The 12,355-nt window shown below is 38.2% G+C and carries 12 protein-coding genes and 1 pseudogene; 6 read left to right on the forward strand and 7 right to left on the reverse strand.

Going from position 1 to position 12,355, the window contains the following annotated elements; all coding sequences use genetic code 11:
* Positions 1–809 precede the first annotated feature (809 nt).
* Complete coding sequence (locus tag ACFIL3_RS07980) at positions 810–1,007, reverse strand: hypothetical protein (protein ID WP_375638307.1); 198 nt, start codon at positions 1,005–1,007, stop codon at positions 810–812.
* 73 nt (positions 1,008–1,080) lie between these two features.
* Between ACFIL3_RS07980 and ACFIL3_RS07985 the strand changes: the two genes are divergently transcribed.
* On the forward strand, positions 1,081–1,362 hold the full coding sequence (locus ACFIL3_RS07985) for a hypothetical protein (RefSeq protein WP_375682032.1): 282 nt from the start codon (positions 1,081–1,083) through the stop codon (positions 1,360–1,362).
* A 405-nt stretch (positions 1,363–1,767) separates the two neighbouring features.
* Here ACFIL3_RS07985 and ACFIL3_RS07990 read toward each other — a convergent pair whose 3' ends face one another.
* From ACFIL3_RS07990 to ACFIL3_RS08015, 6 genes and pseudogenes are all read right to left on the reverse strand, one after another.
* Positions 1,768–1,980: a hypothetical protein gene (locus ACFIL3_RS07990; RefSeq protein WP_375610233.1), complete on the reverse strand. Its 213-nt coding sequence runs from the start codon at positions 1,978–1,980 to the stop codon at positions 1,768–1,770.
* Between the two features lie 128 nt (positions 1,981–2,108).
* A complete protein-coding gene (locus tag ACFIL3_RS07995) occupies positions 2,109–2,345 on the reverse strand; it encodes a hypothetical protein (protein ID WP_375611603.1) in 237 nt (78 codons plus the stop codon).
* Positions 2,342–3,004 carry a lysozyme gene (locus ACFIL3_RS08000; RefSeq protein WP_375611604.1) on the reverse strand — a complete coding sequence of 221 codons (663 nt, stop codon included), beginning with the start codon at positions 3,002–3,004 and terminating at the stop codon, positions 2,342–2,344. Before ACFIL3_RS08000 ends, ACFIL3_RS07995 begins: the two co-directional genes overlap by 4 nt.
* A gap of 628 nt (positions 3,005–3,632) precedes the next feature.
* A pseudogene (locus tag ACFIL3_RS08005) lies at positions 3,633–4,558 on the reverse strand (YopJ/AvrA family T3SS effector serine/threonine acetyltransferase).
* Positions 4,559–4,884: 326 nt separating this feature from the next.
* Positions 4,885–5,829 carry a YopJ/AvrA family T3SS effector serine/threonine acetyltransferase gene (locus ACFIL3_RS08010; RefSeq protein ID WP_375668243.1) on the reverse strand — a complete coding sequence of 315 codons (945 nt, stop codon included), beginning with the start codon at positions 5,827–5,829 and terminating at the stop codon, positions 4,885–4,887.
* 1,489 nt (positions 5,830–7,318) lie between these two features.
* Positions 7,319–7,885, reverse strand: a complete 567-nt coding sequence (locus ACFIL3_RS08015; protein ID WP_375633370.1) for a hypothetical protein — start codon at positions 7,883–7,885, stop codon at positions 7,319–7,321.
* A gap of 38 nt (positions 7,886–7,923) precedes the next feature.
* Here ACFIL3_RS08015 and ACFIL3_RS08020 point away from each other — a divergent pair, with 38 nt between their 5' ends.
* From ACFIL3_RS08020 to ACFIL3_RS08040, 5 genes are all read left to right on the forward strand, one after another.
* Complete coding sequence (locus ACFIL3_RS08020; protein ID WP_375682033.1) at positions 7,924–8,208, forward strand: hypothetical protein; 285 nt, start codon at positions 7,924–7,926, stop codon at positions 8,206–8,208.
* A 1,596-nt stretch (positions 8,209–9,804) separates the two neighbouring features.
* Positions 9,805–10,326: a hypothetical protein gene (locus ACFIL3_RS08025; RefSeq protein ID WP_375621575.1), complete on the forward strand. Its 522-nt coding sequence runs from the start codon at positions 9,805–9,807 to the stop codon at positions 10,324–10,326.
* Between the two features lie 8 nt (positions 10,327–10,334).
* Positions 10,335–10,889 carry a hypothetical protein gene (locus ACFIL3_RS08030; protein WP_375621574.1) on the forward strand — a complete coding sequence of 185 codons (555 nt, stop codon included), beginning with the start codon at positions 10,335–10,337 and terminating at the stop codon, positions 10,887–10,889.
* 48 nt (positions 10,890–10,937) lie between these two features.
* Complete coding sequence (locus tag ACFIL3_RS08035) at positions 10,938–11,492, forward strand: hypothetical protein (protein ID WP_375630091.1); 555 nt, start codon at positions 10,938–10,940, stop codon at positions 11,490–11,492.
* 257 nt (positions 11,493–11,749) lie between these two features.
* Entirely contained in the window at positions 11,750–12,013 is a 264-nt protein-coding gene (locus ACFIL3_RS08040) for a hypothetical protein (RefSeq protein ID WP_375638312.1), read from the forward strand.
* Positions 12,014–12,355: the final 342 nt, after the last annotated feature.

The raw sequence follows: 12,355 nt of genomic DNA on the forward strand, positions 1-12,355 counted from the left end.
AGCCTTCTGATCACAACAGAAGCAATGGTTGCTGAAGTTCCAAAGAAAGATACACCAATGCCTCCGATGCCTGCTGGCGGAATGGGTGGAATGGATTTCTAAGCTCTTATTCCTAGACGTAATAAAGAAACGGGTCTTCTGTGCCCGTTTTTTTATGCTTTTTCACGTTTCATACAGTTTTTCCTTTTATGATAGTTTCTTTATCTTATAGGATTGTTCTATTCTCCTCTGGTTGATCTACCGTTATTGTGAATGAATTTCACTCTTAATCCATAGCTTTTTCTCTTGTTTTTATGAAATGTTTCTATTGTGCGGGGATCGTGGTTTCCTTTGAAAATATTTTGCTAATAAAAATATAATTCTTTGATTTATAGTCAGTTATTCCTAATACAGTTCTGTTTTTTCATTTCAGATTTATGCCTGCACCATTAAAAATCCTGGGTTTGTGCTTCATAAGGTGAGAGGTCACTACGGTTTTTATGAACCAACGCAATCATTAAAAGTCAGTAGTTAAAAAGAGTCAGTAGTTAAGAGTTAGTACCTATTGAGCGTTGGAAAGACAGAGTTGAAAAGAGCATGATGGGGCTGGTTTGTTTTTTTATGAATAAGATGCTGGTATTTCAAGCTTTTGCATAGGAGAATAAGCATCTCTCTGTTTCGTTGATCTCTGAAATGGGGAGACTGTGCCCCATTTGAGAAGCTTAAAGACAAAAGCTAATTTTTCGCCTTGCTCTCATCTTTTCTTCGGTAAGCTCATCACCTAAACTGGAGCCAAACCCATGTTGTTATACTCAAGTTCTGTTTGTTGCCTATATTGTGACAGAAAATTCTTGAGTGGGGAGCAATTTTTGAACTAAGGGGACCATGACAGTTAGCCGAAAAAAATCATGACAAGACAGTAGGCGTGCTTGTGTTAGAATTTTTAATGCTTCTGATGATAAAGGCACGCGAAATTCTGTTGTAGCCTCATGCCTTCTTTTCATATTTTCGAGCCAAGGATTTTCCATATATTCTCTTCAACTTGACCTTTATGCATAGAACATAAGGGAATTGGGAGGGTGGAAATTGGGAGGTAGGGCATTGAGAGGGTGGAAATTGGGAGGCAGGGTATTGGGAGGCAGGGAATTGGGAGGCAGGGAATTGGGAGGGTGGAAATTGGGAGGCAGGGAATTGGAAGGCAGGGAATTGGGAGGGTGGAAATTGGGAGGCAGGGAATTGGAAGGCAGGGAATTGGGAGGCAGGGAATTGGAAGGCAGGGAATTGGGAGGGTGGAAATTGGGAGGCAGGGCATTGAGAGGCAGGGCATTGGGAGGGTGGAAATTGGGAGGCAGGGCATTGAGAGGCAGGGCATTGGGAAGGTGAGAGGAGCCGGCTTGCTTTTTTATTCAACGTAAAGATGAGAGGCTTTATGTAAGGCTACCATTACATTGCTTGTTTATGCACTTCTTTAAAAGAAATGTCTTTTAATACAAATTCTTGGCAATGCTATTTATGAAGAGTATAAAATCATTTGGATATCAATAGTTTATTAAAAAAATGTATGTTGGTATGATCCTTTTCTTATGTTACCAAAGTTGCTGACTTACGCGTTGGTTAAAAATCTCTCTTCATACCCCTAAATTCATTTCATGAAAGTGTTTGTGAAGAGTGTATAAAAATTTCTCGTGAGACATGAAAAATCATCAATAAAATCTCCATGTTTTCAAAAAATAACGAATGGCTTTTTATATTTAAAAGATTTAACACGTCTCACGTTTTTTATTTATTTTAGAGCTGAATATTCGATTTTTGTGTAAAAATACTTCCCAGCACATCTACGATCCGTGAAAAATCAAGTGCTAATAAGAAAATGATGAATATAATCCATTTCGTATAGCGTGACATCATTTTTACACTTTTATACGTTGTGATGATTTCTTGTAGGACTTCTTTTTCCTTTTCTGTAAGCTCTGTTTGTTTTTCCGTTTTTTTTCTAGCCATGTTTCCACCCACACATGTGTTCCCCTTGTTTGTTATGCTTTAAAATATCTCTTGCGAGATTTGAACTGATGATATTGAGATCTTTGTTGTCTAAATAAATGGGCATCCAACCAACGCAAGAAAAAGGCTCATTGATTGTTTTTATCGCGCAACCAGTGAGTAAGAGCAGCGCGTATATCAGCATCACTTTTTTGATTAATTTCATTTTCCACCTCTAGCCGTGTTGTTGATGACTTTAGCGTTTTTTCTATTTGCTTTTGTTGTTCAACCTTCTTTCCAAGAGTGAAAGCTTTTGCTAAAGCGATAAAAAAAGCGGTCAGAGCCGCTCCTGTTATCATCAGATTTTTTTTCAACCACCACATCATAAGCGCTGCTCCCGAAACCGTTTTGCCACAAAGAAAATGCCAACGCAGGCGGCTAAAACCATAATGGTTGCTAATGCCCATTGGATGGGACCATTGCCTGCCAATAAGCCCCCAAGTCCAGAAAAAGAACCAATAATCGGTGTAAGCGCTTCTGCTTTGAAAAATCCCATTGGAGCTTGCGTTTCTACAGTTTGGTAGTTGGGAGAAACATAAGCCCCTTTTGCCCATAATCCCGATTCTGCTGCACGACGGTGCACTAAACCGTGAAGACGTTTTCCTCCTGCTTTAGTCCACTTTTGTAACTCAGCAGGGACGGCTTCATATTCGCCATTATTGAGTTTTTTGAGCAGGGTCGAATTACAAAAAGCCGATGTTCCTATATTATAGCAAAACGATACGAGCGCGGCGAATTGTTCATCCGTTAAAGAAACCGTCACATGTTTTTCAACGGTATTTTCAAATTGTCTTAAATCTTGAGAAAGAACTTCTTCTGCTTGTTTTTCAGTAATGATCATGCCCTTGTGAACGAACGGTTTGCCAGCCGCGCTGGTATGACCATAGCCAATTGTCCACACCCCGATGGCATCTTTATAGGCTTGTAAACGCAATCCTTCCCATTGTTTAATGAGCGCAAGCCCTGCTGATGATATTTTTCTCATTTGCTTCTCCATAAAATAAAGCCTCACGTTACCGTGAGGCTGGTTGACAGATTAAAAATGAATTTTTTCACGCTTCAAAAACAGAAGAGATGTGAAACTTTTATGAAATCAAAAGGTTGGTTATGACATCTTAGGGAATGGGGGAATGGTTGGTCAAAAGGGATAATAGTTGGGTAAGTGGAATAATGGCTGGGCTGGTGTTTTTGATGGAGCCTTCTTGGGGTGCGGGCGGTTGTTTGGTTGATGCACGATAAGTGTGGTCTATTGCGGTTGTTTGGTCGTATGGTATTGATGTGGGGGTGTTTGAGATACGAAGTGGATACTCTCAGAAAAAAAGACATATGCTTTTACTGAAGACGAAAGCATTAAATACTTTATGTATCAAACGTTTTGCTTATCCAAAGAGTCTCATTGTTACACAGAGCTTTGGGCTAACAAGAGCTGTGGAATTTTGATACAATTTTAAGAGGGGCTGGTTTTTATAGGACAATGGTGCTTTTTCTTTAAGAGGAAAGTTGTTTGCTATTTTTGTTTTATGAACGCAAAAGCTGGTTTTCTTAGAGAAATCTTAGCCGTAAAGCAGCCTCTCTTCGTTCTTTGATGAATAGGAATATGGAAAAAGCCTCAATTACATCGTTAAAGATTTGTATTCAGTGAGCCTTTTTTGGTGGGAAGAAACGGAAACAGTTTTTCCCTCTGTTGTTTTTAAGTTTTTTTCAAATCTCTCTCTCAGGGTTTCACCTTTTTTGTTGACTGTTTCATGTTCAGCATCGGGATTGGCTTTTAAATAGTGTTCTAGACGTCTTCTTCCTTGTGTGTGTTTATAAAAAGTGGTTGGAAGATAGGAATCTAACTTTTCAGCAGATAAAGATGAATTGGGTTCACATAATACACCCTTAACATTATCTTTGTGCAATCTTGCTAATTTATCAGATTCAAGATGAAGCTTTTTGGCAAGGCTTAAGCTGAACATCCGCATTCAGAAGAGCTTCGCTGAATATCCATTTCTGCCGTGGTAAAAGAATAAGGAGGCAGTTGAAGACATTGAAGGGTTTGATTTATTTTTATCCCTAGTTTGCAAGCCGTGATACTCTGAAATGTTGTAGGTTCAAGCATAATCAAAGAGATTTTGTCATCAACTTTTTGATAATCAAGGACGGCAAAGTGGATTTTGCTTCCCGAATTGACTATAAATCGGGCAGAATTTGCGCCGCTCTCAACGACTTCTTTTAGGGCGTGCGAAAACTCTTCTGCTGTAAGAGCCAATTTGAGATTCATTTCTGGATATTTGCTGTTTGCTTTTTCTACGAGAGCCGGCATCAATCTAATATCTGTGTTTTCATAATAAGAGTTAATCCAACGGCCGGTGACAAGATCATCTTCTAAGCCTGTAATAATATCTTTTAATTCGTCAGAACTCGGTGCAACATGTTCTTCTTCTGTTTGGATGGAACTTTGCATTAAACGTGCAATAAGGTCTTCTAAAGATTCATTTGCACTTGCTCCTTCTGGTGTTTGTGAGGAATGAGGGAGGGAAGAATCTTGTGGCTTCATACTATTAGCCTCCATATTGATAATCGATAGGTGATATTATCTTCTTCAATTCTGGCTAAACAATGTTTGCAGGAAAGATTTTTATCTAAAAAAAAACAAAGAGATGAAATCATCTTTATTTTAAAAAATTTTGTTACGAAAGACAAAATCCCCCGCTTTTAAGAGTCAAAGGTAAGGTATCTTTTTGTCTTTTAAGAGGTCACGTTGCTTACTGTTTGCATCTTTACCTCAAAAGAAGATTTGCTAACAGCAATTTATGCCTTACCGTAAAGCCGCAGAGCTTCATTCTTTGTGGATGTGGAATATGGCTATGGCTAAAACGCTTATTACATCATTAGAGATTTGTATTCTGTGGCTCTTTTTCTGTGTTGTGAAACAGAAACAGTTTTTGTCTCTGTTGCTACCAAGCTTCTCTCAAATCTTTCGGTTAGGGTTTCGCCTTTTTTGTTTACTTTCTCCTGTGCTGCTTCTGGGTTGGCTTTTAGATATTCCCCAAGACGTCTTCTTCCTTGCACGTGTTTGTATAAACGAGCTGGAAGATATGGATCTAATTTTTCAGCAGGTAAAGGCGTGTCTGGTTCACATAACACACCCTTAATATTATCTTTGTGTAGTCTTTCTAATTTTTGAGCTTCGAGATAAAGCTTTTTGGCAAGGCTTAAGCTGAACATCCCACATTCAGAGGAGCTTCGTTGAATATCCATTTCTACTATGGCAAAATGAATATTCGGAAATTGGTGATGTTCAATGGATTGTCGCGTTCTTAATGCAAGTAATGCGGGAAGCGTGTCACGCAGTAAGGTCGGTTCAAAAAAGATCAAAGATGTTTTATTATCAATGGTTTGATGATCGACAACCGCAAAATGAATTCCCCTATCTTGTGCGTTAACGATCAGCCTAGAAGATTTTATGCCCTTTTCGAGCGTTTCTTTGAGAGCAAGGGCAAAGCCGTCAGGGGGGCTTGTAAGTTTGAGATTCATCTCTGGATATTTACGATTTGCTTGATCGACCAAGGCTGGCATCATGTAAAGATCTAAAATATCATAATAATTTTTGATCCAACTGCCATCGGCATTATGCTTTTCTAAACCGGCAATAATATCTTTTAATTCCGCACGATTAAAAGGGGTGTTTTTTATTTTTTCAATGTTAAGCCGTTCTAAATGTGCAGTAAGAGTGTCTAATGATGCATTTGCATGCGCCCCTTCAGGTGCACTTGCACCTTCTGGGGTTTGTGAGGAATGTGGTGGGGGAGAATCTTGTGGCTTCATAATCTTAGCCTCTATGTTGATGATCGATAAGTGATATTATCTTCTTCAATTCTGGCTAAACAATGTTTTGAAAAACAAGCCTTTGCATCTTGAAAGGTGAGGCGATGAGAGCATAATAATGCCGTTTTCATATTTTTATGCGTGTAGTGCTCATCATTGCTGTGATGTATTATATTGGTATTTTATAAGGGGATTATTAGGGCGTTCTATTGGGAGCCCGTAGTGAATACGGCTTGTTTTGAAAATCTCAAAATTATGGGGCTGTTGGTGATGCAAATTGTGTAATGCAAAAGAAAACAGTCAGAAAAGGACGAAAGATACCTTCAAACCGTAAAGTTTTAAACATTGCCGCGAAACACACTGTTTTATAACAGTCTATAATAACTTATAATAGTCTATGATAATGCGAAAATTTTACGGTGAAATCTGGACGCAGAAAACCCCTTACCGCATCTACCATTAAATACGATTTTTCATATTCTGTCAACCGCAAAACGATTATTTTTCCTCCTTTATCGCGGGAAAAAATCTACAGAAAAAAGCTCATTCATTGGCTATGCAGCAAAATATATTGTTTTAATGGAAAAGTTTTTGATGTGGCAAAAAACATTTTCTCCTTTGAGAAAGGCGGGGACAAGATGAAGGGAGAATTGTGGTTTTGAAATCCGTGGTATTTTATTGATGGAATTAGGAAGGCGGTGGTTGGAAGGTGTTGCGGGGCAAAGCTTTAGGTGTTGGCGATTTGTGGGGGTGATTGGGGCTGTGCTGGCTGTCGTATTAGTGGTGGTGTGATAGGTGTGGAGGGTTATCGGTGCAGTTGTTGATGAGGGAGGAGATTGTTGGTAGGGGCTTTTTCTTTCGTTTAAGGGATGATGCTTTTAATTGTGTCAAAAATCAACGGGTTGTTTTAATGATAAGCTATTGATTTATAGTGGATATTTTATCATTATTTATCTTGAATGAGAAAACCAGATTATGCTGAAATAAAAGCCATAGTTTTTGTCCGTCATAAGATCAGAAGAGCCATATAGAATTGTACAAGAAAAGACGTAAAATGACGATAATGAATTGTCTGAAGAGCTAAGGATGTTGCGATATTGGGTGAATTGTATGATGAGGGTGGTTTGTTACAATGGGGGTAGAGGGAAGAATGTTGCTGTTTTTTAAAGAGGGGGCAATATTTATCCTGTCCATGCCGTGAAATATTGTCCTTTGAGGCATGGATTAAGTGAGGCACTGGTAGGTATAAGGTTAAGTCTCTTTGACAGTTGAAGTATTTTTTTAAAGGGCGTGGTGGATATTTTTAAGCTTGTTTGTTGTGCGCTTTAAGCTTGTCAATCCCATGAAATTTTATGAAAGGGCATGCTCAGTGGATCTCAAGTGTCACTTGCCAAAGGGGGACTTTATAAAGGCGCTGGTTATAAAGAGGCATGTTATAAAAGGAGGGGGAGAATCTTTATCCTGTGAGGGGGAGGAAATGATGGGTGTTTTAGCCAAGGCTCTTTTGGGTAGAACTGTCAAAATGTTTATAAAGGGCATCAAGAATAATACGCAACGAACCAACAAGATTAGGCAGCGGTTGATCTTCTATAACAAGATAGTGTAATGCCGCATGGAAGTTGTGTTGACGATGTAGATATTGTGCTTCTTTAATCGCTTCTTGCATAGCTTCATAGTGTTCCGTTGCTCTTTGGACCCATTGCTTTTTTGCTTTCTCATCTGATGCGCTGTGCGTAAAACCATCATAATAACCGTTTGGTAAACCTTTTGCACATAAATAGTCGTTTCTAATTTGCAAGTATTGTTGCGCCGTGTCATATTGCTCTTTACTGATGCCTGATGAAGCCTCTTTATAGCCAAGCAAACAAAGACGCCCAATATAGGTTCCGACAAGCGGATTTTTCGCTTCTTCGAAGCTTAAACCAAAGTGTTTTGCACGCATTTCAATCGCAGATTGAAGCGCAGATTCGCTGGAATTTTGGGCACGTGAAATACAGCTATTGGGCTCTCGCTTTCCTGTTATTTTCGATCTACCGCGTTTTTTACGTATTTTCATGAACTTAACCATTTGAATGAAAAAGAAACTGTCTGTTGATGGGGGACAGTGATGTAAAAAGCACTTGGCGCAAATATTGGGGGGAGCAAATACTTAAGAGGGGGAAAATACTTAAGAGGGGGAAAATACTTAAGAGGGGGAAAATACTTAAAAGGAGGAAAATACTTAAAAGGAGGAAAATACTTAAAAGGGGGAAAATACTGGGGGGGGGAGTGAGCAAATACCGGGAAATATCAGCCGTTGCAGATCAAAAAACAAACGATACTAAAGGCGTTTTAAATGCAAAGAAAAGCAACGGTGTGGGGCGAAAAAATCATCTTTAAGGTGGTTTCTTACCTTTTTTATCTTATCCCTATCAGTCTTATCTTCCGCCCCTGTCATGCTTATTTTTTTATTGCTAGCGGATTATTTGCTTTCTAAATATTTCTTAACTGTTCTTGAGAGATTGAAGGAAAATTTTTGTCAAATGTGAATGAAAAAATAACAATGGATTTCAAGGGCATGTCATCGTCTTTCTAATAGGAAGTTTTTTCTAATGGGATTATTTGTCTCTTTTTTCACGAGCGCTTTGTGGAAATTTTTCAATTCCACTTTTGAAAGGTCATTGTTTTCTTAAGTTGGAAGCTTTTTATTTGGGTTCTCTTATTTTTTTGTTGTTGGGCGCTTTCCCAAGATATTTGATATACATCACGCTGTTAAGCATACTTTTATCCTTTATAGGAGATATATTGTCTTCTGTTGAGTGGCAGAGAGCGGCAAAAAGCAAACCTCCGCATTCTATTATAATAACATAAGATGCCCTATATTTTCAAATAAAATATCGTTTATCGGCTTAAAATAAACTGTGAATGATCTCGCTATTTTGTTTGGTGTATCCTTTGTAAGTATCCTTTATAGAGTATAAGTTTTCCGTTTTAATGGATCTCATCATAAGACGAGGGGATGTCGTTTAAAGGACGGAATGCATTATCGAAAGAGGCTGTTTTTATAAGAAGAAAATGCCTTTATAAAAATGCCTTTATAAAAAGATGCTTTTATAAGAGATGCCTTGATGAATGTAGGGGCTATACAAATGTAGGGGCTGTGAGATATTTCATCTTTAATGAAGAATTTTTAAAATGAAGCCTTTTTGATTAAGAAGCTTTCAAATGAGGATTAAGGTTGTTTGTCGCACGTTTTTTATACTGGATAATCGATTGCTTGTTTGACTTTGTTTTGTGTTGTGTTGCTTTTTAAAGAGCCATGTCTTAGGGCTCTCTTTTGCCCATTTTGCAAGGGTGCTCATGAAGGGTATAACGATAAAGTCCCCAATGAAATCCATATAAAGTTTGAATAATATAAAATCTATTGCACACTTCCATTTTTACGCTTGTGAAGAAGAAAGTCTATAGCATCACACATTTTGCCAGCTCTCATTGTTGAGACAGCCCTTGGCATTTGAGGCGCTTCCTTAGAGGCATTTATCATCCTTTCTTAATGTTTTACTCTATACGGCTCTTTCTGCTTGTAACGCGCAAGAGACATGGTTTGGGTTGATTTAATATGGAATAGGTTTGGAATAAGACAATCCTACGGTATTTAGGGTTCTCATTTAATATGAAAAACAATAAATTGTTATAAATCAGCGTATTGTTTGTAAACTTTACACATCAGATATTTCTTAGATTGAATATTTTTGCTTGTTGAGTTTTGTGAAACATTGTCTTTTGAAGTGTGGGTAATAGATAAGAGGATACAATGGCATTTGTGCTTGTAAGGTTTAGGGATTGTATGTTGTCACGTATGAGAAATTTTAAAAATAGACTTAAAGGGGCTTATAGCGCGTGTTTCATGGTGAAAAGAGTGCTAGATAAACCGGTTTTGCTGGTTGCATGTTCTCAAAGAGTGAGTGGGCATGTTAGAAGTGAGAAAATATCCGTATGATCGAAGATAAATCACAACACCAATCTGCCCATAAGGGAAATACGGCTTTTGCGTCACAGCCCGTGTTGAATCAGTGTGCGGTTTTCAAAAAATGGACGGCTCTCTCAAGAAAAGATTACGTCATCATTTTGTGTTTGGCTATCCTCTTGTTGGTGCTTTTTGCCGCGACTGTCTATATGAATCCTTTGGAGTTTTTTCACGTTATATCCAAAGAACAGTTTCAAGCACTGGGACAAATGGAACAAGGAGATCTTCGAAAAATGATTAAGGAGATCTTGAAACAGCCTTTTGAAAATAATCCTGCAATCGTGTTTTTGCGTGACGCGGGATGGAATAGTGTTTGGGCTTTTTTATGTCTCTTGCCGCAAATGATTTTTGGTGTTCTTGTGGTGTTCTTTCCACTCTTTTTTGTCTTTAACGCTATCTCTAAACGGGAGGTGAAGGAAATGATGAAGCTGTGGGATACATTGCCAGAGCAGCAACAGCTAGACAACCAATTTCTCAACAGAACACAATAGGAAAATAAGTGGCTGCTTCTTTTATAAGTACTTTTGTAATTTTGACTACAGTATGGTGGAGTACTGTCATGTTTCTCGGGGAGATCATGATACTTTTTTCTACTCTGATGACAATCTTGGTACTTTATTATTCTTTGATAAAACGGACAATATTGTTGTGTGGGATGCGGCGGAAATTAAAAAAGGGTGCATTACAGAATTTGGGGCATAATCAGAAAGTCAGCATAGGACAAAATACAGTTTGTGCAATAAAGTTCAGCCCCCTTTCTTTTCAAGAATCTTTGGAACTTTCAAGAAAAGATTATTGTATCATCTTTTTTCTAGCTTTCATTGTGATTGTGGTTTTCGCAGTTTTGCTCGCTTTTTTTGCTTTTTTTCCAAAATCTGTGATTTTTTTACACAATTATATGCCTCTATTGTTTAAGGTTGGCGTTTTTGGCATGCAGCTGCTGTTTTGGTTTTGTGCGTGTATTGTTGTCGCTTTACCTGTCATTTTAATCTTCCATAGTCTCCTTCATTATGGCGTGAAAAAAACAATAAAGAAATTAGAAATGGTTGCTTGAGAAGAGAATAAAAATGATGATTTCACATCAATGCGATAGGGGAAACACGTGACTATTGTTATAAAATTTTTGGCTTTTTTAGGGTTCACCATCATTGCCATTGTAATGTTTATGGTTATGATCCGGCTTCCTTACCGGTTGATCAAACATATCAGGTTATCTTTTAAACTCTCTCAAGACTTGAAAAAGAGTACAACGCAAAAAAAGCAAGCCATACAACAATTGTGCAATGATCTGGGAGAAATGAAAAGACACAATCTCGCCCATAAGACCCTTGATGCGACAATGCGCTTTCTTAACTTCAAAGAATTTCTGCCTCTTTCTTCAAAAGAATGTAAAATAATCTTTTTTATCTTTATCCTCTTTACTGTTTTGCAATCTGCTTTCTTTGTCGCAAATTTGGTATGGTGGAAGAGCGATATGGTCGGCGTTATCATGCAGCTGTTGAGCATTCTATGGTTTGGGCTTCTTCTCTTTTTTCCGATCATTGGGATCATGTGTATAAAATTAACGAGAAAATTGAACAAAAAACTTCAACAATTGAAAGAAGCAATACAACAACGCGATCAGGCAATTCGTATGAAGAATGGGCGTGGAGGATAAAATGACCAGTAGTCTTATAACATTAATGGCCTTTTCTTTCCTGTTCTTTATGGTCTTAAATGTTTTATTGTGGGTGCCAATCGTTGTCATTTATTACCTGTTTATCAAGCGTGCGCGGTTGTATTGCCGCGTGAAAAAGGAACTGAAATGCGTGCTGAATGAACGCGATATCGCCTTAAAACAGATCTCTCAAAAATAAAAAACAGCTTTCTCTTGTTTGGCAAGACTATAAAAAAATATTCTATCTTTCTACGGTCATGGCGACTGCTCCAATAGTTATAACTGTTGTCGTTAAGATATGGAGAGGGCAGGACTTTGTTTCTCTTGTCGTATTCGAGCCACTAGCATGGATGCTTGCCTGTACTTTTTTATTCTTACCGATTGTTTTTATTATGCGCTTTATCGTGACCCGTCAGTTGAACAAAATGATACGGCAATTAGAAGAAGAGGTTGAGCAGAAAGGAGCTCCCGTCATATTATACGATGTGAGTGAGGGGAAAGTGAGCGAGGGGAAAAAGTGAAGAGAGGCTTTCGTTGAGCCTTGCTTTTGACTTGTTCATTAAGGAGCATGGGGTGCACTTCTCGTTTTATGCCTTTTTATATTTGTGTCGTGTTTTTTTAAAGAATTGAGGCTCTTGCTTGAGTTGGTGCTCTTGCTTGAGTGGGGCTCTTGCTTGAGTGGGATTCTTGCTTGAGTGCTGAGGGGAAAGTGAAGAGGGGCTGCTCTTGGGTTTCACTTGCTGTTTCTGTTCTCTTTAAGAGAGAAAATCTTGTAACTTATTTTCTTTTTATCAAGCATAAAAATGTGTTTTACCAAGCGATATTGAGAGCGAAAAATCTATACTTAAAGCAAAAGATATTCT

The organism is Bartonella sp. CE47NXGY, from assembly GCF_042195415.1.
In the GTDB taxonomy this organism is placed as follows: domain Bacteria; phylum Pseudomonadota; class Alphaproteobacteria; order Rhizobiales; family Rhizobiaceae; genus Bartonella.